The sequence below is a fragment of the Flavobacterium salmonis genome (genome assembly GCF_903819435.1).
Classification (GTDB): domain Bacteria; phylum Bacteroidota; class Bacteroidia; order Flavobacteriales; family Flavobacteriaceae; genus Flavobacterium; species Flavobacterium chungangense.
In genome coordinates, this window is the sequence record NZ_CAIJDP010000087.1 from 1 (window position 1) to 25,828 (window position 25,828).

The 25,828-nt window shown below is 34.9% G+C and carries 16 protein-coding genes and 2 tRNA genes; 12 read left to right on the forward strand and 6 right to left on the reverse strand.

The features are described from left to right. Window positions 1–1,390: MBG domain-containing protein (locus FLACHUCJ7_RS20905; RefSeq protein ID WP_180910317.1), on the forward strand; the 1,390-nt coding region annotated here is incomplete at its 5' end. A gap of 166 nt (window positions 1,391–1,556) precedes the next feature. Further along, window positions 1,557–2,390: an outer membrane beta-barrel protein gene (locus FLACHUCJ7_RS20910; protein WP_180910318.1), complete on the forward strand. Its 834-nt coding sequence runs from the start codon at window positions 1,557–1,559 to the stop codon at window positions 2,388–2,390. A 14-nt stretch (window positions 2,391–2,404) separates the two neighbouring features. Here the strand turns inward: FLACHUCJ7_RS20910 and FLACHUCJ7_RS20915 are convergent, their stop codons facing one another. From FLACHUCJ7_RS20915 to FLACHUCJ7_RS20930, 4 genes are all read right to left on the reverse strand, one after another. Continuing rightward, window positions 2,405–2,596 carry a hypothetical protein gene (locus tag FLACHUCJ7_RS20915; RefSeq protein WP_180910319.1) on the reverse strand — a complete coding sequence of 64 codons (192 nt, stop codon included), beginning with the start codon at window positions 2,594–2,596 and terminating at the stop codon, window positions 2,405–2,407. Further along, the gene (locus tag FLACHUCJ7_RS20920) at window positions 2,593–3,186 is read right to left on the reverse strand and encodes a transposase (RefSeq protein WP_180910320.1); all 594 of its coding nucleotides are present in this window, start codon (window positions 3,184–3,186) and stop codon (window positions 2,593–2,595) included. Before FLACHUCJ7_RS20920 ends, FLACHUCJ7_RS20915 begins: the two co-directional genes overlap by 4 nt. A gap of 185 nt (window positions 3,187–3,371) precedes the next feature. Continuing rightward, window positions 3,372–3,452: transfer RNA gene (locus FLACHUCJ7_RS20925), tRNA-Tyr, on the reverse strand. Between the two features lie 79 nt (window positions 3,453–3,531). Next, window positions 3,532–3,609 (reverse strand) — tRNA-Val (locus FLACHUCJ7_RS20930). A gap of 266 nt (window positions 3,610–3,875) precedes the next feature. Between FLACHUCJ7_RS20930 and FLACHUCJ7_RS20935 the strand changes: the two genes are divergently transcribed. The 6 genes from FLACHUCJ7_RS20935 (at window position 3,876) to pheT (ending at window position 15,300) form a co-directional block, all read left to right on the forward strand. Then, the gene (locus tag FLACHUCJ7_RS20935; protein WP_180910321.1) at window positions 3,876–5,666 is read left to right on the forward strand and encodes an ABC transporter ATP-binding protein; all 1,791 of its coding nucleotides are present in this window, start codon (window positions 3,876–3,878) and stop codon (window positions 5,664–5,666) included. 395 nt (window positions 5,667–6,061) lie between these two features. Beyond that, window positions 6,062–7,120, forward strand: a complete 1,059-nt coding sequence (locus tag FLACHUCJ7_RS20940; protein WP_180910322.1) for an efflux RND transporter periplasmic adaptor subunit — start codon at window positions 6,062–6,064, stop codon at window positions 7,118–7,120. Between the two features lie 72 nt (window positions 7,121–7,192). Next, window positions 7,193–10,288: an efflux RND transporter permease subunit gene (locus FLACHUCJ7_RS20945; protein WP_180910323.1), complete on the forward strand. Its 3,096-nt coding sequence runs from the start codon at window positions 7,193–7,195 to the stop codon at window positions 10,286–10,288. Between the two features lie 48 nt (window positions 10,289–10,336). Continuing rightward, entirely contained in the window at window positions 10,337–11,647 is a 1,311-nt protein-coding gene (locus tag FLACHUCJ7_RS20950; protein ID WP_180910324.1) for a TolC family protein, read from the forward strand. Window positions 11,648–11,675: 28 nt separating this feature from the next. Next, a complete protein-coding gene (locus tag FLACHUCJ7_RS20955; protein ID WP_031454964.1) occupies window positions 11,676–12,539 on the forward strand; it encodes a bestrophin family protein in 864 nt (287 codons plus the stop codon). 340 nt (window positions 12,540–12,879) lie between these two features. Continuing rightward, window positions 12,880–15,300, forward strand: coding sequence for a phenylalanine--tRNA ligase subunit beta (gene pheT / locus FLACHUCJ7_RS20960; protein ID WP_180910325.1), 2,421 nt, complete (start codon window positions 12,880–12,882; stop codon window positions 15,298–15,300). A 52-nt stretch (window positions 15,301–15,352) separates the two neighbouring features. Here pheT and FLACHUCJ7_RS20965 read toward each other — a convergent pair whose 3' ends face one another. Beyond that, on the reverse strand, window positions 15,353–16,234 hold the full coding sequence (locus FLACHUCJ7_RS20965) for a DUF808 domain-containing protein (RefSeq protein ID WP_078229705.1): 882 nt from the start codon (window positions 16,232–16,234) through the stop codon (window positions 15,353–15,355). A 519-nt stretch (window positions 16,235–16,753) separates the two neighbouring features. Between FLACHUCJ7_RS20965 and FLACHUCJ7_RS20970 the strand changes: the two genes are divergently transcribed. Further along, window positions 16,754–19,360, forward strand: coding sequence for a T9SS type A sorting domain-containing protein (locus FLACHUCJ7_RS20970; RefSeq protein WP_180910326.1), 2,607 nt, complete (start codon window positions 16,754–16,756; stop codon window positions 19,358–19,360). Between the two features lie 73 nt (window positions 19,361–19,433). Here the strand turns inward: FLACHUCJ7_RS20970 and clpB are convergent, their stop codons facing one another. Continuing rightward, a complete protein-coding gene (gene clpB, locus FLACHUCJ7_RS20975) occupies window positions 19,434–22,043 on the reverse strand; it encodes an ATP-dependent chaperone ClpB (RefSeq protein ID WP_180910327.1) in 2,610 nt (869 codons plus the stop codon). 206 nt (window positions 22,044–22,249) lie between these two features. Here clpB and ytxJ point away from each other — a divergent pair, with 206 nt between their 5' ends. The 3 genes from ytxJ to FLACHUCJ7_RS20990 all read left to right on the forward strand — a co-directional run bounded on the left by ytxJ (window position 22,250) and on the right by FLACHUCJ7_RS20990 (window position 25,801). After that, window positions 22,250–22,639, forward strand: a complete 390-nt coding sequence (ytxJ, locus tag FLACHUCJ7_RS20980; RefSeq protein WP_078229708.1) for a bacillithiol system redox-active protein YtxJ — start codon at window positions 22,250–22,252, stop codon at window positions 22,637–22,639. A 151-nt stretch (window positions 22,640–22,790) separates the two neighbouring features. Beyond that, window positions 22,791–24,458, forward strand: a complete 1,668-nt coding sequence (locus FLACHUCJ7_RS20985; protein ID WP_230408891.1) for an OstA-like protein — start codon at window positions 22,791–22,793, stop codon at window positions 24,456–24,458. Between the two features lie 146 nt (window positions 24,459–24,604). Further along, complete coding sequence (locus FLACHUCJ7_RS20990) at window positions 24,605–25,801, forward strand: aspartate aminotransferase family protein (RefSeq protein ID WP_031454973.1); 1,197 nt, start codon at window positions 24,605–24,607, stop codon at window positions 25,799–25,801. Window positions 25,802–25,828 lie beyond the last annotated feature (27 nt).

The following is a 25,828-nucleotide window of genomic DNA, read 5'->3' on the forward strand; positions in this document are numbered from 1 at the left end:
AGTATATGGAACAACAGATCCTGTTTTTACTTATACGGTTTCTCCAAGCTTAGTAAGTGGTGATTCTTTCACAGGAGCTTTAAGCAGAACTGCTGGAGAGAATATTGGAAACTATGCCATTACACAAGGAAACTTAAGTGCCGGTTCTAATTATAACATTACTTATGTAAGCAAAGATTTTACTATTACGGCAAAACCTATTACAGTAACGGCAGATGCTTCACAAACAAAAGTTTATGGAACAGTAAATCCTGTTTACACTTATACGGTTTCTCCAAGTTTAATAAGTGGTGATTCTTTCGCTGGAACTTTAACAAGGACTGCTGGAGAAAATGTGGGTGTTTACGCTATCACACAAGGAAGTTTGAGTGCCGGTTCTAATTATAACATTACTTACGTAAGCAAAGATTTTACGATTACGGCAAAACCAATTACAGTAACAGCAACTCCATCACAAACCAAAGTATACGGAACAACAGATCCTGTTTTTACTTATACGGTTTCTCCAAGTTTAGTAAGTGGTGATTCTTTCACAGGAGCTTTAAGCAGAACTGCTGGAGAGAATGTGGGTGTTTACGCTATCACACAAGGTAACTTAAGTGCCGGTGGAAATTATACCATTATGCATAATGGCTCTAATTTTACTATTACGAAAGCAGATCAGGTAATTACCTGGAATCAGACTTTGGGATTAGGGTGTAATGGAGAAACTAGTATTGTTTTGACTGCTGTTGCTAATAGTGGTTTAGCTGTAAATTATGCTTCTTCCAATACTAACATTGCTACTGTTTCAAATAATTCATTAATTTTTCAAAATTATGGATCTGCAACTATAACAGCTTCGCAACCAGGTAACATGAATTACAACGCAGCTCCGGCTGTAGTTTTACCGGTAGTATCTAGTCAGCCTAACCTGATTAGAAAACAATTTGAAGATGTTATCTTCTTTGACAATAGTTCTAAGAGTTTTAAATCGTATAGCTGGTATAAAAATGGGGTTTTAGTTTCGGGACAAACTTCACAATATTTCAAAGAAAGTGGTCCTTTGAATGGAACTTATTATGCCGTAGCAACAAAACTAGACGGAACATTAATTACAACCTGTACGTTGACTTTCTCTCCAACAATAGAAGAAGAGTACATAAGAATTGTTCCAAACCCTGTTAGAAGCAATGCAAGTTTCCAATTGATAACGAATGTTAGTACAAGCAGATTACAAAATGCACGTGTTGAACTTTATAATTTAACAGGTAACTTACTGACTACTATTACAAACCCAAGTCAAAATACTATTGACATGAGTGCTCCGAGCGCTGAAGGAATTTATATTATAAAAATGACCTTAGCAAATGGTAAATATTTTACAAAAAACCTTCTCGTTAAAAATTAAAAATAATTTACAGAATAATCCATCCTCATATTTAATGAATGAGGATGGATTATTCTAATTTAAAAACAAGTATGAAATCGTCATTAACAACAAATTTGTGTAAACAAAAAGCAATGAGTAAAAAGGCGACAACATATAGGGACACTAAAAAATAAATTTTACATCTATGAAACTCAATATTAAAAGCATAATTGGAACTATAGCTTTCTTAATTTCCCAAGGAATAGCTGCACAGTTTTATGTAGGTATACAGTCGGGAATAGGGAATATTCAGAGTGATATTACTGGTATACAAACAGGTAATCGCCTTGGCGGAGCTGTAAAAGCAGGTTATATCTACTCTTTAAATAATCATTTTGGTATTGGTTCAGGGCTAGAGTTCTCACAATACAAACAAGAAGTTTCTTTGTCTCAGCCTTCTGCAACACTTTCTAGTTTTGAAGTTGATGCTTCCACTTCGGCATTTGTTTATAACGTTACAACCAACAATTATAGAGAAAAACAAACTTTACATGCTCTGCAAATCCCTCTTTTTGTGCAGTATAAAACAAATATTAACAAGGGTATTGATTTTAATTTTAGAGCCGGAGCTAAATATTTTTTACCTGTAAACTATAAAATTAAAGCAACAGCCGATTACGTAAATGGTAGCGCTTATTATCCAGATGTAAACCTGACTATTGATGATTTACCAGAATATGGTTTTGGTAGTCAGGATAATTATTCCTCATCAGGAGAGTATAAAACCAAAGGAATTATAATGAGTTCTTTTGAGTTAGGATTTACATTTGATGTAGGCAGAAAGAATTCGTTATATGCGGCAATGTTTCTGGAAAATGGATATGGTTCAATTTTAGACCAAAACAAGAATGAATCCTATATTGGTTATAACCCAACATCTGCATCTGATAGGAAAATTAATGGCTTGTACAGTACGGATAAAGATGCTGAAATTAAACCTGTAGCTTTTGGTGTAACACTAGGATGGAATTTTAAATAATCTGTATAGTTATTTTAGGACGACACACATGGATAAAGCATGGATAGTGCATGAATAATACATGAAAAAAAATTGTGCTTCTCTAATTGTATTTTAAGATTTGCCGGTAATGCTTTTTCAGCAGCAATAGCAGTATATTTATAATCCGGCTTTTGTAATTGCCCAACGAATTGTTCTACTAAAATTTGTTCGGACTGCTTACTCATTTCTTACGGTTTAATTTGTCATTTTCCCACACGATCGGATTTTGTATAATGTAATTCGCTATTCTTTGATATTCAAAATCATTTCTGACAATATGGTCGTGGTAATTGGGTTGAAAAAAATGATTTTGTTTATTGTATTTTGGTATTGGTAAATGATGTTCATCAATATAATCATCAATTTTGTTATTTACCGCCGATTTAAATCCCGCAATAAACGACGAAATGGATTTGGATAATCGGACAGGACGATTCGGTTTTATCGATTCAGATTCATTACCGGAATCACATATTTCCACAACCATATGCAAATGATTGGGCATGATAATATAGTCGTGCAAAAACAATTCATTACGAATTTCAAATGATTTCAAAAATTCATTTTCTACAATTTTGCCCATTTCGGATAATTTTATTTCCCCGGCGATAATATCACCCAAAACACATTCCCTGTTTTGGGTAACAATGGTAAGAAAATATAAGGCCTTTGAAGAATAATCCCAATGACGTAATCGGTGTGATCCTATTCTATATTTATTCCTGAATTTAGCCATTTCAAAATGATAGTCTGCGAAAATAAATAAATTATACAAATTCTATAATCATTTATCTTACAAATCCTGATTGAAGTACTATCTAAATGGATTAATTGAAAGTGGAGGATTCAGTAAAAAGAGTAGATAACCTGAGAAAATCTTAATCCATAAACAATAAATCCATGACTTTAGGAAATAAAAAAACTCCAAAATCATAAGACTTTAGAGTTTTTTGTACTTTGTGGGGAGAGCAGGATTCGAACCTGCGAAGTTCACACAGCAGATTTACAGTCTGCCCTCGTTGGCCGCTTGAGTATCTCCCCAAATTTGAGTGTGAATCTACAATCTTTCAACACTCTGAAAATCGTAAAAAAAAACTCCTCAATTTCTTAAGGAGTTTCTTGGTGGGCGATGAGGGGTTCGAACCCCCGACCCCCTCGGTGTAAACGAGGTGCTCTGAACCAGCTGAGCTAATCGCCCTATTTTACTAGGCTGCTATCATTTTGTGATTGCGAGTGCAAATATACACCTAGAATTTGTATTTGCAAGCCTTTTTGATAAAAAATATAAAATAAAATTCACGAATACTTTTAGAAAGCTATTTTTCAGCTTCTTAAAAACGAAATAAAACCGTACCTTGTCTTAGCATTTAGTTAAAAAACGAAATCCGGAAAGCTAATTTTAATTATTCCTTTTGTATTCACTTGCTATAGTCATACATTTGCATACCTTAATTGTATACTCAAATGGCAAGATTTCAGGAAAATGATTTACCGAAAGCTAAATTAAACTCTAACTCCCTTCAAAAAGCAATCCGAATTTTTAAATATGCTAAAAACCACAAATGGAAATTCTTCCTCGGTTTAGTTTTTTTACTCTTAACCAGTGCCACTGCCCTTGCCTTTCCGAAATTAATGGGAATGCTGGTAAACTGCGTTGCCAATAAAGATCTTGACAAAGCAAACGAAATTGCCATAGCTCTTATGGGAATCCTGGTTTTACAGGCCATATTCTCGTTTTTCAGAATTTCTCTTTTCGTCAACTTTACTGAAAACTCCTTATCGAACATTCGTTTTGCGTTGTATGAGAATTTAATCAAACTTCCAATGTCGTTTTATTCACAAAAACGTGTTGGGGAACTGAACAGCCGAATCAGCGCTGATATTTCACAATTACAGGACACTTTTACTACAACAATTGCCGAGTTTTTACGTCAGTTTATTTTAATTATCGGCGGATTTATCATCTTAGGAAATATTAGTTCAAAGTTAACTTTAATGATGCTGGCCATTGTTCCAATAGTTGCTGTTGCTGCTGTTATATTTGGACGATTTATTCGTAAGTACGGTAAAAAAACGCAGGACAAAGTAGCCGAAAGCCAGGTCATTGTGGAAGAAACGTTACAGGGAATCAGCAATGTAAAAGCGTTTGCAAACGAATGGTACGAAATTCAGCGTTATAAAAACAAAATCAGGGAAATTGTAAAAATCGCTATCAAAGGCGGTCAGTACAGAGGATATTTTGCCTCCTTTATTATTTTATGCCTTTTCGGATGTGTGGTGGCTGTTGTCTGGTACGGCATTACCTTAACGATAAAAGGAGAAGTTGAAGATGTGGGAGATCTGATTTCGTTTGTACTGTACACTACTTTTATTGGGGCTTCTTTTGGCGGTATTGCCGAAATGTATGCGCAGATTCAAAAAGCGGTTGGTGCTACAGAACGTGTTTTCGAATTACTGGAAGAAACTCCAGAAGCCATCAATGCAAGCCCAAAAGCATTTCCTATAGAAAAAATTAAAGGTAATGTCACTTTTAAAAATGTGGCTTTCAGCTATCCTTCAAGAAAAGAAATTCAGGTATTGAAAGAGGTTAATTTCAATGCTGATTTTGGTCAGAAGATTGCGCTTGTAGGGCCAAGTGGCGCCGGAAAATCGACTATTTCTTCGTTACTATTACGTTTTTACGATATTACATCAGGAGAAATTTTAGTGGATGGAAAAAATATTTACGATTACGATCTGGAAAACCTGCGCGGAAATATGAGTATCGTTCCGCAGGATGTGATTTTATTTGGAGGAACTATCCGGGAAAATATTGCCTACGGAAAACCGGATGCTTCAGATGAAGAAATAATACTGGCCGCAAAACAAGCCAATGCATTGAACTTTATAGACGGTTTCCCTGAAAAATTCGAAACGCTGGTGGGAGAACGCGGTGTAAAATTATCAGGAGGCCAACGTCAGCGTATTGCAATCGCAAGAGCATTATTAAAAAACCCGAGTATTTTAATTTTGGATGAAGCAACTTCTTCTTTAGACAGCGAAAGCGAAAAACTGGTTCAGGAAGCTTTAGAAGTTTTGATGGAAGGAAGAACCAGCATTATCATTGCACACCGTCTTTCGACGATTAGAAACGCCGACAAAATTTTAGTTCTGGATAATGGAAGAATCACCGAAGAAGGAACACATCAGGAGCTGATTAACCTTGAAAACGGAATTTATAAAAACCTGAGCAATCTGCAGTTTAGCAATTCATAGTAAGTTTTGGAAATCAATATTTAAATGCAATAAAACGTTTGGTCTTATTGCATTTTTTTTTGCACTCATAAATAATTAAAACAAAATATCTTTATCCCTAATAGCCCTAGCCCTGATGGAAGCGACATCCTTTTATACCGGGGTTCGGTATAAAAGATACAGCGTACAGCAGGATTCGCTTCTCAAATTTATTTTTAAAAAAAAGTTTTTCAATTAAACCTTTTTTCAACACCAATGTCTAAGTTTATTAGCATTAGAAAAATTGAAACAAAATAGCTTTAAAAACACTTGTACATACAAGTGTTAAATAACCATTAAGCCCTTTTGTATTCATATCAAAAAACTAAATTTGTAATCACCAATTCGAGACATAAAACTCATTTACCTCAATTTTCATGAAACTAAAACACCTAATTTACGCCCTTATAATTATACTACTCGGGGGTTTTATCACTTACCGTGTGATATCCAACAAAAAGAAAAATGAAGAATCTAAAAAATTTGGCGATAAGGACAGACCTACAACTGTTACAGGAATTGTGATCAAAACTTCGGTTTTTGACAATAATTTATCGTTATCAGGATCTATTGAAGCCAATGAACAGGTTGAGATTCACAGTGAAATTTCCGGAATTGTTGAAGGGATCTACTTTAGCGAAGGAAGTAATGTAAAGAAAGGTCAGGTACTTTTTAAGGTAAATGATATTGAATTGAGAGCTCAGCTGAGACAGGCTCAGACAAAAGAAGGTCTGGCAGGCGAAAATCAAAGAAGAGCTAAATTATTGTTACAAAAAGAGGCTATAAGCCAGGAAGAATTTGATGTTGCCAATGCGGATTACGCTTCCGCGAAAGCACAGACACAATTGATAAGCGCACAGATTGCCAAAACTTCTGTAAAAGCGCCTTTTTCAGGAAAAATCGGATTGCGTTCTATTTCACCGGGAACTTATATTACGCCAACTGTTTTAGTAGCAAAACTGGTCAATACAGGCAAACTAAAAATCACATTCTCTATACCTGAAAAATATGCTGCTCAGGTAACTTCGGGTTCTGTTATTGATTTTTCTGTTTCAGGATCAGACAAAGTGTATAAAGCTAAAATATACGCCATCGAACCGGAGGTAGAAGTGGCAACACGTACTTTAAAAATCCGTGCCATTGCAGAAAATAGTGACGGAAAACTTTTTCCGGGAACCTTTGCCGATGTAAAACTGCCTTTAAACATTATTAAAGACGCAATCGTGATTCCATCAGAAGCTATTGTACCGATTCAGGATGGTAAAAAAGTATACATTGCCAATATGGGCAAAGCCAAAGAAATTAAAGTAGAAGCAGCCACCAGAACCGATGCTTCAGTTTTAATTTTGTCAGGATTAAAAGCAGGCGACACTTTAATTACAAGTGGTGTAATGTCTTTAAAAGACGAAGCTCCGATAAAAGTTAAAGTAAAATAAGTCTTAAAGTCTAAAGTCTTAAAGTCTAAAGTTTAGAAATTTAAATTTAGAGACTTAAAATCATAAAACAAAATGAGTTTATCAACCACAAGTATAAAAAGACCTGTTTTAACCATTGTACTGAATCTTTTAATTATTTTATTCGGCTTTATTGGTTATACTTTTTTGGGTGTTCGTGAATTTCCTTCCATTGATCCCGCTCAGGTTTCGATAAGGACCAATTACACAGGAGCTAATTCTGACATTATTGAATCACAGATAACCGAACCTCTGGAAAAAGCTGTAAATGCTATTGACGGAATCCGAAATATTACATCATCCAGTAATCAGGGAAGCAGTAATATTACCATCGAATTTAACTTAGACAAAAACCTTGAAGAAGCGGCAAATGATGTTCGTGACAAGGTTTCGCAGGCTGTTCGGAATTTACCACAGGATATCGATGCGCCGCCCGTTGTCTCAAAAGCAGATGCAGACAGTGAATCTATTATTTCGATGACGGTTCAGAGTGATACCCGAAGCTCTCTGGAATTGAGTGATTATGCAGAGAATGTTATTTCCCAGCGTTTAGAAACCATTCCGGGCGTGAGCGGTGTTCAGATTTGGGGACAAAAACGGTACGCCATGCGTTTATGGATTGATCCGGTAAAATTAACGGCTTACAAATGTACCGTAGCCGATGTTCGTAATGCCTTAAATGCACAAAATGTCGAATTACCTTCAGGTAAACTGACCGGAGACAATACTGAACTTACCGTAAAAACAATCGGAAATCTTTCTAAACCGGAAGAATTCAATAACATTATCATTCGTACAGAGGGCGATAAAATTATCCGTCTGAGCGATGTTGGAGGCGCAGAATTAGGACCTGAAAATATTGAAACTTCCTTGACATCATCAGGACTTCCCATGATTGGTCTGGCTATTGTGCCGATGCCTGGGGCTAATTATTTAGACATATCATCCGAATTTTATAAAAAATACGAAACCCTGAAAAAGGATTTACCGAAAGATATCAAACTAAATATTGCACTCGATAATACGCTGTTTGTAAAGAAATCGGTATTGGAAGTTGCTGAAACTTTAGGGATTTCTATATTGTTGGTAATCATCATTATTTACCTCTTTTTTAGGGACTGGGCAATTGCCTTCAGACCTTTAATTGATATCCCTGTTTCCTTGATTGCTACATTTTTTATCATGTGGATGCTGGGATTTTCCATAAATGTATTAACCCTTTTGGCTATTGTTCTGGCAACAGGACTGGTGGTGGATGACGGAATCGTAGTTACCGAAAATATCTTCAAAAAAGTAGAAGAAGGAATGTCGCCGATTGAAGCAGCTATAAAAGGTTCTAACGAAATTTTCTACGCTGTAATTTCGATATCCGTAACGCTGGCAGCTGTATTTTTACCGGTAATTTTTCTGGAAGGTTTCGTAGGACGTCTTTTTAGGGAATTTGGCGTTGTGATTGGCTCGGCTGTATTGATTTCTGCTTTTGTATCGTTGACTTTAACACCAATGTTAAATGCGTATTTGATGAAAGGCGGCGAACAGAAAAAATCAAAATTCTATATTAAGACGGAGCCATTTTTCGAAAAAATGAATAGCGCGTATGCAGAAAGTCTTTCTAAATTTATGGATAGAAAATGGATCAGTTTCCCGATTCTGATTGCCTGTTTTGGAATCATTTATCTATTTTTCACCATCCTTCCAAAGGAAACGGCTCCTTTAGATGACCGTAGTTCTGTTGTAATGCGTATGACAACTCCGGAAGGGTCTTCTTATGAATATACAGACCGTTTCATGCAGGAGATTTCAAAATTGGTAGACGATTCTATTCCTGAGAAAAAAGTGAGTCTGGTGATTACCTCACCGGGATTTGGTTCTTCATCCGTAAATAGTGGTTTTATCAGGCTTTCGCTAAAGCAACCCGACGAAAGAGTTCGTTCTCAAAAAGATATTGCGGATAAATTAACCAAATGGACCAAGCAATATCCGGACGCTAAAACATCTGTCATTCAACAGCCTACCATTGCCGTTAACAGACGTGGCGGTTTACCTATTCAATACATTGTTCAGGCACCTACCTTTGAAAAATTAAGAGAGAAAATCCCCGTTTTCATGGAAGAAGTCGGTAAAAGCGATGTGTTCTCTATTAGTGATGTGAATCTAAAATTCAACAAACCTGAAATAAACGTAAGTATCGATCGTGAAAAAGCGGAGAGTTTAGGGATTTCTATAATGGATATTGCACAAACTTTACAGCTTTCTTTAAGCGGACAGCGTTTTGGATATTTCATTAAAAACGGAAAACAATATCAGGTAATTGGCCAGTTTAATCAGGAAGACCGTTCCAAACCGCTTGATTTGACTTCTATTTTTGTAAAAAACAAAAACGGCGAATTGATTCAGATGGATAATGTGGTAAAAATTGTAGAACAAAGTAATCCGCCTCAATTGTACCATAATAACCGATACATGTCGGCAACAGTTTCTGCTGGTTTAGCACCCGGAAAAAGTATCAGCGATGGTATTGAGGAAATGGACCGAATTAAAGCGAAAGTTTTAGACCAGAGTTTCACCACTGATTTAAGTGGAGAATCACGAGATTTTGTCGAAAGTAGTTCCAATACTTCATTCGCCTTCGGATTAGCATTGTTGTTGATTTTCTTAATTCTGGCAGCTCAGTTTGAAAGTTTTATTGATCCGTTAATTATCATCTTAACCGTGCCAATGGCAGTTGCAGGAGCTTTATTCTCCTTATGGCTCTTCAATCAGAGCTGGAACATTTTTAGCCAGATTGGTACAGTAATGCTTATTGGACTGGTTACTAAAAATGGTATTTTAATTGTAGAATTTGCCAATCAGCTCCGGGAACAGGGAAAACCAAAATTAGAAGCCATTATGGAAGCATCAGAAGCACGTTTACGTCCGATCTTGATGACCAGTCTAGCCATTGCATTAGGAGCCTTGCCAATTGCAATGTCACTTGGAGCGGCTTCTACGAGCAGAATTGGTATGGGGGTTGTTATTGTGGGAGGTACTATTTTCTCTTTAGCATTAACCCTTTTTGTTATTCCGGCAATATATCTGATGTGGTCAAAAGCCCGAAAACATTATCCGGAATTTGATCATATTGACGAATACGAAAAAGAAAGCAAATAATTTATTAGCCTGGAATTCAGTTTTAAATTTCAGTCAAAAGAAAAAAATATGAATACTAAAATTCTATTCCGTAGTTCAATACTATTCTTCTTTTGTATGATTAGTATACAAGCGCAAGAAGTTTTGACCATTGAAGAGGCTATGAAAATAGCCTTAGAAAACAATTTTGAAATAAAGATTGCCAAAAACAATACAAAAATTAGCGAAACAAATGTAACGATTGGAAATGCAGGAATGCTTCCAACAGCAACGGCTTCAGTTGTTGATAATAATAGCATTACCAATTCAACCCAGGTACGTCAGGATGGGACCTCTACATCTTTGGATAATGCGAAAAATAATAACCTGACATATGGAGTAAGTTTGGGATGGACCGTTTTTGACGGAATGAGAATGTTTGCCAGATTAGACCAATTGAAAGAACTTCAAAAATTAGGTGATACAGAGTTAAAAAGGACAATTTTAATGAAAATTGGGCAAGTCAATTCTGCCTATTATGATCTTGTACAGCAACAGCAGCAATTAGCTGCCTTAGACACTACGATTGTAATCTCAAAACAAAGATTAGATTTGGCAAAGAACCGATTTACAATTGGGAAAGCTTCAAAATTAGAGGTTTTAAATGCACAGGTAGACCTTAATACCGATATGGTAGCTTTGTTAAGACAAAAAGAATCTTATGCAAATTCGAAAATTTTGCTGAACCAGCATTTGGCGCGTGACCCAAAAATAAATTTCACCGTAACTGATGAAGTTACGGTTGATAATAAATTACTTTTTGCAGATTTATTAGATCTGGCACAGAAACAAAATCCTGCCTTAGAGTTACAAATTATCAATAAACGTATTGCAGAACTGGAACTTAAACAAATAAAAGCAGACCGATACCCGGTTCTGAATTTAACCTCCGGTTATAATTTTACTGAAAGTCAGTCAAGTTTAGGATTTACCAGCGAAAATTCATCCAGAGGTTTTACGTATGGTTTTAATGCTTCTTTAAATATTTTTGATGGTTTTAACCAAAACAGAAATGAAAAAGTAGCAAAAATTCAAATTGAAAATTCAAAAATTGCTATCGAACAGCAAAACATGATCCTGAATACACAATTAAGTACTGCCTTCCAGACCTATTTAACCAATTTAGAACTTATTGAACTCGAAGACAGTAACGAATCTATTGCGAAACAAAATTTAGAAATCACTTTAGATAAATTCCGTATTGGAACAATCACTACTTTAGAGTTCAGAACAGCCCAATTAAATTATGTCAATGCAAAAGTACGTCACAGTAACGCAGAATATCAGGCAAAACTATCAGAAATTGCATTAAAAGAGTTAGCTGGTAATATCAGTTTTTAGTTTAAATTTGTTTCAAAATTAAAATTAAATGATCTCATATAATACTAAGGACTGGTTTTCTTTTATCTTTCGTTTTCATAAATCGGATACCGTTAGAAAACTCTTTCCCATTATGCTTGCCATAGGAGTGTATGCTGCAATTGTTGGGTATGTTGAAATTGAATATTTTAAAATTAGTAAGAACGACTATATTCATAATATTCCAATAATGCATGGAATGCTTGGATTTGTAATTTCGTTACTGCTTGTTTTTAGAACCAATACAGCATATGATCGTTGGTGGGAAGGCAGAAAACTATGGGGTTCACTTGTCAATAACAGTCGAAATCTGGCTATCAAACTTTCGGCTATTTTAAAAGACGAAAATGACAAGAAGTTTTTCAGGGAAATTATTCCAACTTACGCCTCATTTTTACAAAAACATTTAAAAGATGAGGAAACCAGCAAACAGCTTTTTGAAGATGTTGATCTCGAAATTGACCATCATAAACACAAGCCAAATCAGGTTAAAAGAATGATGTATCATAAAATTAATTCTTTGTACGAGGCAAAAAAAATTACAGGAGACCAACTTATAACGTTAAACGAAGAATTGCAATCTTTTACAGATATATGTGGTGCTTGCGAGCGAATCAAGAACACTCCTATTCCCTACTCATACAGTGCGTTTATCAAGAAGTTTATCTTTTTTTATACCATGACACTTCCTTTTGGATATTCAGTTAGTCTAGGATATTATGTAGCTCCTGTGGTGGTTTTCATTTTTTATGTATTAGCAAGCTTAGAACTTATTGCCGAAGAAATTGAAGATCCTTTTGGAGATGACGAAAATGATCTGCCAACCAAAAAGATAGCTGAGAACATTAAAAAACATGTTGAAGAACTGATTTAAACCTAAAATAAAAAAGCAAAACAAACACCTGTACAATAAAATTTTAACTTTACAATTCCGTTTTAAACCAGCATACATTAAGCAATACTACTACAGACAATTACAATTTAAGCTATAGTGGAAACGGCAGTTTCTGGATAATTGTACATGCCGGAGTTTGTACGACCAAATAATTTAAAACTGATAAATAAAGAGAGAATTTAAGTTCTCTCTTTATTTAATCTAATTTCATGTCTTTTAAATTTGAAAAATAGTCACAGGCAAAAAACAAAAAAATAGTTTCCAACTCCCGCAATCAATCCTTATATTTACACCTTTATTTAAGAACAATAGCGTTAACATGAAAATATCTTATAACTGGTTAAAACAATTCATTAAAACAGACTGGACATCAGAGCAAACCTCTGAATTACTGACGGATTTAGGTCTTGAAGTCGAAATTGTCGAAAAATATCAATCAGTAAAAGGCGGATTAGAAGGAGTTGTAGTAGGACACGTTCTTACTTGCGAAAAACATCCTGATGCAGACAGATTAAAAGTTACCACCTTAGATATTGGTTTAGAAAATCCAATTCAGGTAGTTTGCGGTGCTTCAAATGTTGCAGCAGGACAAAAAGTACCCGTTGCTACTATCGGAACCATTTTATATGATAAAGAAGGAGGAGAATTTACCATTAAAAAAGGTAAAATTCGTGGTCAGGAAAGCCATGGAATGATCTGTGCCGAGGATGAATTAGGTCTTGGATCCGGACATGAGGGAATCATGGTTCTGGACGAAGCTTTAAAACCGGGAACTCCTGCGGCTGATGTTTTTAAAATTGCCAACGATGAAGTTTTTGAAATTGGATTAACCCCCAACCGTGCCGATGCCATGAGCCATTTTGGTACAGCCCGTGATTTAAGAGCCGGAATGCTGCAACGTGGAGTAAACGTAGAATTAATCACACCTTCTGTGAGTAATTTTAGGGTTGACATGCGCACACTGAAAATTGATGTTAGTGTAGAGGAACCTGCATTAGCGCCAAGATATTGTGGTGTAACTATTTCCGGGATTACAGTAGAAGAATCTCCGACATGGCTAAAAGATCGTTTAAAAGCTATTGGATTAACTCCAAAAAATAACATAGTAGACGTTACGAATTATGTTTTACACGAATTAGGACAACCTTTACATGCTTTCGATGCTTCAAAAATCAACGGAAAAGTAATTGTAAAAACACTTCCTGAAGGAACAAAGTTTGTTACTTTGGATGATGTTGAAAGAACGCTACACAAAGAAGATTTAATGATTTGTGACGAAAAAGGACCACTTTGCATTGCCGGTGTCTTTGGCGGAAAAAAATCAGGAGTTTCTGACGGAACTACTTCTATATTTCTGGAAAGTGCTTATTTTGATGCTGTAAGCGTTCGAAAAACAGCAAAAAGACATCAATTGAATACAGATGCTTCGTTCAGGTTCGAAAGAGGAATTGATCCAACTATCACAGAATATGCTTTGAAGCGTGCTGCCCTTTTAATTCAGGAAGTAGCAGGTGGAAAAATCACGTCAGATGTTATAGAAGTATATCCTAAAAAAGTAGAAGATTTTTCTGTTTTACTGAATTTCAGCCATGTATCTAAAATTATCGGACAGGAAATTCCAAAAGATACTATCAAAAAAATATTAGTTTCTCTTGACATTAAAGTAAATAGTGTTTCTGATTCCGGCTTAGGATTAACGATTCCGGCTTATCGGGTTGATGTACAGCGCGAAATAGATGTAATCGAAGAAATTTTAAGAGTTTATGGTTATAACAATATTGAGTTTTCTAAAAAGTTCAACGCAACTGTTTCTAACTCACCAAGAACAGAAGATTACAAAGTACAAAATGTAATTGCGTCACAATTGAACTCTCAGGGTTTTCATGAAATGATGGCAAATTCGTTAACAACAGCTGCGTACACAAAATTATCTGCCGTTTTAAAAGAAGAACACAACGTTACAATGCTAAATCCTTTGAGCAGTGATTTATCGACGATGCGCCAATCATTATTATTCTCAGGTTTAGAAGCGATTTCATACAACATTAACCGAAGAAATTCTGATTTGAAATTATTTGAATTTGGAAAAACATACCATAAATACCTAAGCGGATACGAAGAACACAAACATCTTACTTTATTCATATCTGGAAACAGAAATAAAGAAAGCTGGACAAATCCACAAAAAACTACAGATTTCTTTTTATTGAAAGGATATGTAACCGGAGTTTTGAATCGTTTAGGAATTGAAAAAATTTCGAATACACCTTCTCAATCTGATATTTTCTCTGAAGGGACGGCGAAGGTATACAATAATGAGGTTTTGGTCGAAATTGGACTAATTAAAAAATCTATATTAAAACATTTCGGAATTAAACAAGATGTATTTTATGCCGATTTTAAATGGGATTTGATTTTAAAAATCATTACCGGAAAAATAAAATATACTGAAATCCCTAAATACCCTGAAGTTCGCAGGGATTTGGCTTTATTGATTGATGAAAAAACAACTTACGAAAGCATTTATAACCTGGCAAAACAAACAGAGAAAGCGCTCTTAAAAGATGTTAATCTCTTTGACGTTTACGAAGGCAAAAACCTTCCGGAAGGCAAAAAATCATACGCACTGAGCTTTACGATTCAGGACAATACCAAAACGCTTACTGATGGTCAGATTGATAAAATTATGACCAAATTACAGCAAACTTTTGAAACAGAACTTGGAGCAAGTTTAAGATAAGATGATAAAAAAAACACCGGCATTTGCCGGTGTTTTTTTTATACTGAATATTCTAGTTAACCTTTTTAAACAATTTCTTAAACAAATTCACAACAACTAAAACTACAAGTCCTAATACAAGCCCAACAACAAATTCTTTTATAATTGCAGGCATATTAATTTTAGGTGATAAATCATGAAAAAATGGAATGTAATGCACAAAAATACCTCCGGCAACTAATAATAAAGCGATTGTACCAATTACAGTTAAACTTTTTATAACTAACGGCAGTGCTTTAACCAAAATATTACCTATAAATTTTGAAACACTTTTATCTCTTTTACTAAATTTAATCAGCTTATAACCTGCTTCATCCATTCTGACAATAAGAGCTACAATACCATAAACACCAACTGTTGCTACTAAAGCAATTATTGAAGTCACGATAATTTGCTGAGTAATTGGTTTTCCAATTACAGTACCTAAAGCAATAATTACAATCTCTACTGATAATATAAAGTCAGTTACAATTGCTGATTTAATTTTACCTTTTTCAGCTTCCAGAATTTCTTCTTCCGTAAAAGTTTCGCCTGTTATTCCTTCTGAATCTTCATGCGAATGAGGAAATACAAATTCGTAGATTTTTTCAGCTCCTTCGTAAGCCAAAAACAATCCTCCAAGTACAAGAATTACAATAATTGCAAAGGGTAAAAATGCACTTAATAAAAATGCGATTGGCAAAATAATAATTTTGTTAAGAAGCGAACCTTTACTAATTGCCCAAAGCACAGGAAGCTCTCTCGAAGAAGCAAATCCAGAAGCTTTTTCAGCATTTACAGCTAAATCATCACCAAGAATACCGGCAGTTTTCTTTGCTGCAACTTTACTCATTACTGCAACATCATCCATGATTGCTGCTATATCGTCTAATAGTACGAAAAAACCTGATGCCATTATATTTTGTAGTTAAATTTTAATTGTGCGAATCTACTACTTTTTGATTATTTTATCTATAAAATTTTAACTGCATTGTCCTAAAAGGAACCAAAGAATAATAAAAATTATAATTGTTCCGAAACAACCGCCTCCTAATTTTTTCGCACCGTATCCGGCAAGCAATCCTCTAAATAAATTGTTCATGATATATATTTTTAATTGTAAGTAAATTTCAGAACTTAATCCGTAAACGCACTTATAAAACTTTTAAAATAAGTTTCATGATTTACGGATATAGTGAATCAATTCTATTCCGAAAATATTTTAATTACTTTAATACTGGTTAACTTTTACCAATTATGAGGTAATTATCTACATATTAAAAAAATAATTTTACTCCTAACTTGCTTTATCAATGAAAGTTAAAAGCCACAAGTAATTAATAAGCATTTTTTACACAAACAGAAATAGTTTACAAAACTTATTAATCCAGTCAGAAATTTTATTTCAAAAAAATAACAACCAAAAATCCCTATTATGAAAGAAAAAAAAATACTTCATTTTCTACCATTTCTATTTTTTAGCGTCATTATGCTATTTGCAGAAAAATTAAATGCACAAACGAATTTAGCTTTGTTAAATTCGACAAAAATTACTACATCACATGTGTCTCCTTGGGAAAGCCTTAATGCTGTAAATGATGGGTTTTCTCCGATTAGCTCAGAAGACAGAACTAATCCTGTTTATGGAAACTGGGACGGAGAAGCAGCTTACAACACTTATAACTGGATTGAATACGAATGGGATTTTGCCCACGAAATAAATTCTGTTGGAGTCTATTGGTTTACAGATTATGGTGGTATTGGACAACCTACAAATGCGTACATTCAATATTGGAATGGAATTAGTTGGGTAAATGCTGGTAACATTGGATTAACTTTAAACCAGTTCAATACTATCGAAAATCTAAGCTTTAAATCCAGAAAATTAAGAATCTATATGAAAAGCGCAACAGCAACGGGCGTAACTGAATTTCAAGCTTTTGGTATTCAAACCACTGAATGTAATGCTACTGAAGTTACAGCTAATCTTGTTGTAAATAACGGTCAGGAAAAAAATGTCAATTTTGCTGTAATTTCTTCAGACGATAACATACAATTTAAACCTTCGATAGCTAATATGGAAGTTGGTGCTAAAATGAAATGGTCTGGCCCAAATAACTTTACATCTTTGGATCAAAACATCACTTTGTCTAATTTACAGGAAGTAAATTCAGGAACCTATACGTTCTTATATATCAACAATTGCGGCACCGAAAGTTCTGTAGACTTTTATTTAACCGTTAAAGGAGAAAATAGTAATTTTACTTCATGGCCAGCTTATGACTCAACACTTCATTATGATTTTAAAAGCGATTATCCGGATTTTCCAAAACCATTAAAAAATTTAGAAGAAGACTATCCCGGATATAGTGGATGTAACAGTACTTCGTCAAGAAACTATGGTTCATGGACCTTTGTTAAAGGACCAAATGCCAACCCTTTAGTGACAGATGTTGCTGTAGATGCATTATTAAAACGTTTAGATGGAGATTTTACTTTCCTAAGGGATAATATGGGGTGGCCACCAGACAAATTGTACAGAGCAGGATATCGCAGTTCAGTATACTTATATGGATCTGGATTATGTACCGACACTGCATCGAATACAGATTTAGGAGGATGGCAAAGCGGAGTTGGCACTCCTGATGGTGAAAGTTGGCCAATGGTACTTTTATCTTATTATCCTGTAGCCAGTTTCGACCCTAATACTACTTTTCCCGATGCTCAATATCAAACAGGAGCTTGTACACATGAAGGTATTCATGCTATATACGCATCCTTGCTCGGATGCAGAAAATCAGCCTGGTTTCATGAGGGTTCTAACGTTTGGCTGCAAACTGTTTTGGATATAAAAAAAACAGGCAGCCAGAACTACAGCAATGTTGATTTGGGATGGTTAAGTGCCGGGTCTGTAATTGCTCCTTTTATTCCAATAGAATGTTACAGCGGATGGCTTCAGGATGGAACCTTTGGAGGCCCTTCTGCTGAAGGTGTAGATTCCGGAGTTCAGAATGAAAATGGTGTTACTTTAAGATTGACCAGAGATATTATTGGCGGCGTTCAATATAGTTCTGTATTTCCAACCTTCTTGGGTGAAATTGTTGGTGAAAAAAGTTTACCATGGATCTGGAATTATTGTGAAGGGCGTGTATTAGAAGGCATAGCAAATGGTAATGGAACCGTTAATGGCATTGGTGACACTAAAATGCGTAAAATGGTTCAGGAATACAGAGCCAGATTAGCATTGGCTGATTTCGGAAAATTCGAGCAGCCAATTTTAAGTTTATACCGCAATAATATGGGACGTGAATTAGGTCCTGAGCAACCGGCTCTTATAAATGTAGAAAAATGGAAAGCAACACCTTACGCTAAAACAACAACAGAAGAAAACGGATACTTAATCCCAGAAGAAAAAACCCTACCTGGCTGGTCAGGAGCTAATTTTATTCCGATTCATGTTCAAGGAAATCAGGCTACATTGTTTTTTGAACCATTAGGAAAAAATATGTCAATACAATTATGCTATCGTACCAAAGAAGGAAAAACCATATATTCTCAGCCCGTGTACGCCGGAGATTGCACAATTTCTTTCGATCAGGGTATACCGGCAAATGGGGTTATATTTGCAGTAATCTGCAATTCAGATTATATTTTTAAAGATGAATCTACCCGAAAAACTAAATTTAATTACAAAATTAAACTTGGAGAAGGTGCTATAAGTACAGCCGGAATAGATAAAAATTGGTGGGACTGGAAAGCTGTTATTTCTGAAAATCTTTCTGTAGTTAACAATTCAGGTTCAAATTTTATTATTTATCCAAATCCTACAAATATTTCTTCACTAATTAATATTAAATTACCCAATACCAACTCTGGTACTGTTGGCTTAAAAATAACCAATACTCAGGGACAGGTAATATTCGAAAAAAGAAATTATAATCCTGAAGAACAATATTATACAGGAGGTTTATCACAAGGAGTTTATTTTGTAACTGTAGAAACACAAAATTTCAAACAAACAAAAAAAATTATAGTAAAATAAATAATTCTGCACCTGTAAGATAAAGAAAACACCAACATTGCTGTTGGTGTTTTCTTTATTGAATTAATGTTTATTATGAATGCTCTACTCTTTCTGTTTGATTTCTAAAAACCAATTTACCATCAAAAGCATCAATTAAAATAATACTGTCTGTTGTAATATTTCCTGCCAGAATTTCTTTAGATAACTGATTTAAAACTTCTCTTTGGATTACCCTTTTTACCGGTCTTGCTCCAAATTCCGGATCATACCCTTTATCTGAAAGATATTTGATTCCTTCAGGTGTTGAATCCATTGTAATGCCTTGCAATGCCAGCATTTTGTTAACACTTTTAAGCTGTAAACTCACAATTCTAGAAATATTATCAACTGTTAATGGCGTAAACATTACAATTTCGTCGATACGGTTTATAAATTCCGGACGAACCGTTTGTTTCAATAAACCTAAAACTTCAACCTTTGCAGCTTCAGTTGCCGCTTCGACACTTCCTTTCAAATTTTCAAATTTCTCTTGTATAATCTGACTTCCCATGTTAGAAGTCATGATGATAATCGTGTTTTTAAAATCTGCCAGACGGCCTTTATTATCAGTTAGTCGGCCTTCATCTAAAACCTGCAACAGAATATTGAAAGTATCCGGATGTGCTTTTTCGATCTCGTCTAATAAAATCACAGAATACGGTTTTCTACGTACCGCTTCTGTCAATTGACCACCTTCATCATACCCTACATATCCCGGAGGTGCACCAACTAAACGGCTCACACTGTGACGTTCCTGATACTCACTCATGTCAATACGTGTCATGGCATTTTCATCGTCAAAAAGATATTCGGCCAATGCTTTTGCCAACTCTGTTTTACCAACTCCGGTTGTTCCTAAAAACAAGAACGTTCCAACCGGTTTTTTCATATCCTGCAAACCGGCACGACTTCTTCGAACAGCATCACTAACTGCTTCAATTGCTTCTTCCTGACCAACTACTCTTCTATGCAGCTCCTCTTCAAGATGAAGGAGTTTTTCCCTTTCTGTCTGAAGCATTTTCATTACCGGAATTCCTGTCCATTTTGCTACAACTTCTGCAATATCTTCGCGGGTTACTTCTTCTTTAATCAAAGAATTTCCGGATTGATATTCTTGCAATTGTTTCAATAAAACGTCAAGACGTTCCTGAGCTTCTTTGATCTTTCCATAACGAATTTCAGCCACTTTTCCGTAATCACCTTCTCTTTCAGCACGTTCTGCTTCGTGTTTAAAATCTTCAATTTCTAATTTCACTGCCTGAACTCCATCTACAACATCTTTTTCAGATTTCCATTTGGTATAGATTACATTTCGTTCTTCTTTTAAATTAGCCAGATCCATACGCAGGATTTTAAGCTTAGCTTCTTCTTTTTCACGTTTAATGGCTTCAATTTCAATTTCTAACTGCATTATTTTACGATCTAAAACATCCAGTTCTTCTGGTTTTGAATTGATTTCCATACGCAATTTAGAAGCCGCTTCATCCATCAGATCAATCGCTTTATCCGGTAAAAATCGATTTGTAATATAACGTTGTGAAAGTTCTACAGCTGCTATAATTGCTTCATCTTTAATCTGAACTTTGTGATGCGTTTCATATTTTTCTTTTATTCCACGTAAAATCGAAATCGCACTTTCAGTATCGGGTTCGTCTACTAAAACTTTTTGAAAACGGCGCTCCAAAGCTTTATCTTTTTCAAAATATTTTTGATATTCATCTAATGTCGTTGCCCCAATCGCTCTTAATTCACCACGAGCTAAAGCCGGTTTCAGGATATTAGCCGCATCCATAGCCCCTTCACCGCCGCCTGCGCCTACAAGTGTGTGAATCTCATCGATAAATAAAACGATATCACCTTCGGCAGCCGTTACTTCCTTAACAACAGATTTTAAACGCTCTTCAAATTCTCCTTTGTATTTTGCACCGGCAATAAGCGCTCCCATGTCAAGGGAGAAAACGATTTTGTTTTTTAGGTTTTCTGGCACATCGCCATCAACAATTCTGTGGGCCAAACCCTCTGCAATTGCTGTCTTACCAACACCTGGTTCACCCACCAGCATTGGATTATTTTTGGTTCTGCGGGTAAGAATTTGTAATACACGACGAATTTCTTCATCACGACCAATAACCGGATCCAATTTGCCTGTACGTGCTAGTTCGTTTAAGTTTTTAGCATATTTATTAAGAGCGTTATAAGTTTCCTCTGCTGAAGCCGAAGTTACTCTTTCGCCCTTTCTAAGTTCTTCAATAGTGGCTTTTAAAGCTTTTCCGGTAACCCCCTGATCTTTTAAAATTTGGGCAACTTTACTTTTTGAGTCAAAAATGGCTAAAATTAAATGTTCGATCGAAACATATTCGTCGCTCATTTTTTGTGCAATAATTTCGGCTTCATTCAAAGCTTTATTCGCATCTCTGGAAAGCAATATATCTCCACCCGAAACTTTTGGAAAACTCTGAATCGTACTATCCAGAACTTGTAAAAACAAAGGCACATTTACGTTGAGTTTCTTCAAAATGAATGGTGCCACATTTTCATCAACCTCAAAAATGGCTTTAAAAATATGTTCGTTTTCTATTTGCTGTTGTCCGTATCGTTGCGCCAATTGTTGAGAAAGCTGTATGGCTTCCTGCGATTTAGTCGTAAATTTATTTATATTCATATCTGTAAGATTTAGGATTGCATTATTATTTTTTAATACTCGATAACATTAAAATTAGAATTTATTGCATTACATTTTAACTTTAAATACCATAACTTTGTTTCCTGTTTCAAAATATATTCCATACTAAAATTACAGACAAAATGACATTTAAAACTACTTTTTAGTTAATTTTAAACGTCAAAAAGTCATAAAACAAGCCAAATATGAGTTTTTTTAATTCAATCTTCGGAAGTTCAGACAATTCAGAAGCACCAAAAAGTAACGTAAACTGGACGGAATTAACAGATATTCTTCAATTACAGGAAGTTGAAGCAATATCAAACGAAAAACCAGTTGTAATTTTCAAACACAGCACACGATGCAGCATTAGCCGAATGGCTTTGAAACAATTTGAAAGAGAATATGATCTTGAAAATGTTGTTAATGCTTACTTTTTAGATTTGATTGCACATCGCGATATTTCAAACGAAATTGCAGACAAATTTAATGTCTATCACGAATCCCCACAATTGATTTTAATCAAAAATGGAAAAGCCGTTTATAATGTTTCACACAGCGATATTGATGCTACAGCGTTAAAAAACAAGATTTAGTTTTCTTCTGTTTAAAATACAATTAAGAAGGCAGAGTTTACATCTCTGCCTTTTTTATTTCCACAAATTGTATTGATTTACCATTATAAATAAATCATAATATCTATTATCGTTGCTACCTTTTTTATAAATTTGACAAAAATTAAATCAATTGAAGAAATTACTCTTTTTCATATCTTTTTGTTTGCTTTTAGGAAGTATTGAAAGCTTATTTGCACAAGCTCCTAAAAAAATAGTAGTTGAAAACTCAGACTTTTCAGATGTCAACGAAGTAGAAATTCCCGGTGCTCTTCTGCTTACCGGAAATGTAAAAATAAATCATGATGGTGTAGTCCTTACTTGCAATAAAGCCTATTTCTTTCAAAGAGAAAATTATATTAAAGCTTTCGGAAACGTGCAACTCGTACAAGGTGATACATTATTCTTAAACAGCAAATATGCTGAATACAGCGGTAACGTAAAAAAAGCTTTCGCAACCGGAAATGCAGTGATGACCTCTCCGGATGCAACTTTACAAACAGACACCATCAATTTTGACCGAAATGTACAGGAAGTTTTTTACAATACTAAAGGTACAATTGTCAGCAAAAACAATACTTTAGTAAGTAAATCCGGAAGATATTACGTAGCTCAGAAAAAATTTCAGTTTTTAACGGAAGTAACGCTTACAAACCCGAAATATGTTATGAAATCTAATCACTTAGATTATTACAGCAACTCCGGGCACTCTTATTTATTTGGTCCATCAACCATTACAAGTAAAACAAATTATATTTATACCGAAAATGGTTTTTATGACACCAAGAAAAACCTGGCACATTTCCTTCGAAAATCGTACATAAAATACAATGACCGGCGAATAGAAGGCGACAGCCTATTCTATAATCGAAATACCGAATTTGCTTCCGCAACACGAAACGTAAAAATTACAGATTCTATCAACAAAGGAATCGTAAAAGGTCATTACGCCGAATTATATAAACTAAAAGATTCTATGTATGTAACTAAAAGAGCGGTTGCTATAAATCTGGTTGAAAAAGATTCAGTTTATATACACGGTAAAAAATTAATGGTTACCGGAAAAGAAGGTGAAAGAATTATCAGAGCCTTTAAGAATGTTCGTTTTTACAAAATCGATATGAGCGGAAAATGTGATTCGCTTCATTCAAACAGTAAAACTGCGCTCACAAAATTAATAGGAAACCCAATTTTATGGAGTGAAGAAAATCAAATTACGGGTGATATTATGCATTTAATTGGAAACAATACTACCCGAAAAATAGACTCGCTAAAAGTACTCAACAATACTTTTATCATCTCAAAGGACACCCTCGGCACAGGGTATAATCAGGTCAAAGGGCTCAATTTATTTGGGAAATTCAAAGATGGAAAATTACATTATGTAGATGTAATAAAAAACACAGAAGCTATTTACTATGCCCGAAATGATGCGAATGAATTAGTAGGAATCAATAAAAACGTAAGTAGTAAAATCAATCTGATTATAGAAAACAATGCTATTGAAAACATTACTTTTTTCAATAATGTTAATGGAAATCTTTACCCTGAAGCCGAGTTGCCAGAAAATGACCGTAAACTAAGAGGTTTTGTCTGGCGTGGAGATGAGAGAATAAAATCAAAAGATGATATTTTTCCTCCTGAAGAAAACGAACTCAACGATAAATTAATCAAAGAAGGAAAAGCTGAAGAAGCCAAACCAAATGTTCCGATGAAAGTCAGGAAGGAAACATTAAATTACGACAAAAAGAAACCTGCTGCAAAAAACGGTACAATGCCAGGCGTAAAAACTAAAAAATAATTCAGATTACAGTTTTCGATATAATAAATTTTCCGTCACTATGCTTAAAGATGTCGATATACCTTTTTAGAATTGGCAAAAACTAACATAAGCTTAAAATTTAAAACTCAGAACCTTAGTATCTTTGCTACTTAGAACCTCAAAAAATGAATCCAGATTTTATAAAATATCAGGCACAAACCTCACCATACCCACTTGGAATGGAAGTTTCACACGCATTTGGTTCTTATATTTACGATGCCAACAATAAAAAATATTTAGATTTTGTTGCCGGAGTCTCAGCTTGTACACTTGGACATGTACACCCAAGAGTCAATAAGGCAATAAAAGATCAACTGGATAAATATTCACACGTAATGGTTTACGGAGAATATTCACAAAGCCCGGCCGTTCAATATTGCAAATTAATAGCTTCACTCCTGCCCAAATCTTTAAACAAAACCTATTTAGTCAACTCAGGTACAGAAGCAATCGAAGGCGCCCTTAAATTAGCCAAACGTTCAACAGGACGCAGTCAATTAATTTCCTGTCATAACGCATACCACGGAAACACCATGGGCTCTATGAGTGTTATGGGATTCGAAGAACGCAAACAAGCCTTTCGTCCATTACTTCCGGATGTTGATTTTATCACTTTCAATAACGAAGAAGATTTACAAAAAATAACTACACGAACAGCTGCAATTTTACTTGAAACCATTCAGGGAGGAGCTGGTTTTATTGAACCAAAAGACAACTTTCTGCAAAAAGTACGCAAACGATGTGACGAAGTAGGTGCTATGATGATTGTAGACGAAATTCAGCCTGGTTTTGGCCGCACCGGAAAATTATTCGGTTTCCAAAACTACGATGTCGTTCCGGATATTGTTGTAATGGGAAAAGGAATGGGTGGCGGAATGCCGGTAGGAGCTTTTACAGCATCTGCAGAAAAAATGGATCTCTTAACTGAGAACCCAAAATTAGGACATATAACCACATTTGGAGGTCATCCTGTCATTGCGTCAGCCTGTTTAGCGACTTTGCAGGAATTAACTGAAACTAATCTGATGCAGGAAACTTTAGAAAAGGAAAAACTCTTCAGATCACTTTTGGTACACCCTTTGATAAAAGAAATTAGAGGAAAAGGATTAATGCTTGCACCAATGACTGAAAGTCCGGAAATAACCAATCAGGTAATTTTAAACTGTCAGGAAAAAGGACTCATTTTATTCTGGTTATTATTTGAAGGATGTGCCATAAGAATAACACCGCCATTAACTATTTCTGAAGAAGAAATAAAAGAAGGATGTGCTGTAATTCTCGAAGTTATGGATGAAATTTTAAAAAAAGAACAAAAAGCATAATCAGGAACTATTTCCAGCACACGAGGC

Coding starts and splice junctions, on each gene's coding strand:
- FLACHUCJ7_RS20940 (WP_180910322.1), top strand. CDS start 6,062: ATGAAACTAAAACACCTAATTTACGCCCTTATAATTATACTACTCGGG.
- FLACHUCJ7_RS20935 (WP_180910321.1), top strand. CDS start 3,876: ATGGCAAGATTTCAGGAAAATGATTTACCGAAAGCTAAATTAAACTCT.
- FLACHUCJ7_RS20945 (WP_180910323.1), top strand. CDS start 7,193: ATGAGTTTATCAACCACAAGTATAAAAAGACCTGTTTTAACCATTGTA.
- clpB (WP_180910327.1), bottom strand. CDS start 22,043: ATGAATATAAATAAATTTACGACTAAATCGCAGGAAGCCATACAGCTT.
- FLACHUCJ7_RS20955 (WP_031454964.1), top strand. CDS start 11,676: ATGATCTCATATAATACTAAGGACTGGTTTTCTTTTATCTTTCGTTTT.
- FLACHUCJ7_RS20915 (WP_180910319.1), bottom strand. CDS start 2,596: ATGAGTAAGCAGTCCGAACAAATTTTAGTAGAACAATTCGTTGGGCAA.
- pheT (WP_180910325.1), top strand. CDS start 12,880: ATGAAAATATCTTATAACTGGTTAAAACAATTCATTAAAACAGACTGG.
- FLACHUCJ7_RS20910 (WP_180910318.1), top strand. CDS start 1,557: ATGAAACTCAATATTAAAAGCATAATTGGAACTATAGCTTTCTTAATT.
- FLACHUCJ7_RS20990 (WP_031454973.1), top strand. CDS start 24,605: ATGAATCCAGATTTTATAAAATATCAGGCACAAACCTCACCATACCCA.
- FLACHUCJ7_RS20965 (WP_078229705.1), bottom strand. CDS start 16,234: ATGGCATCAGGTTTTTTCGTACTATTAGACGATATAGCAGCAATCATG.
- FLACHUCJ7_RS20950 (WP_180910324.1), top strand. CDS start 10,337: ATGAATACTAAAATTCTATTCCGTAGTTCAATACTATTCTTCTTTTGT.
- ytxJ (WP_078229708.1), top strand. CDS start 22,250: ATGAGTTTTTTTAATTCAATCTTCGGAAGTTCAGACAATTCAGAAGCA.
- FLACHUCJ7_RS20970 (WP_180910326.1), top strand. CDS start 16,754: ATGAAAGAAAAAAAAATACTTCATTTTCTACCATTTCTATTTTTTAGC.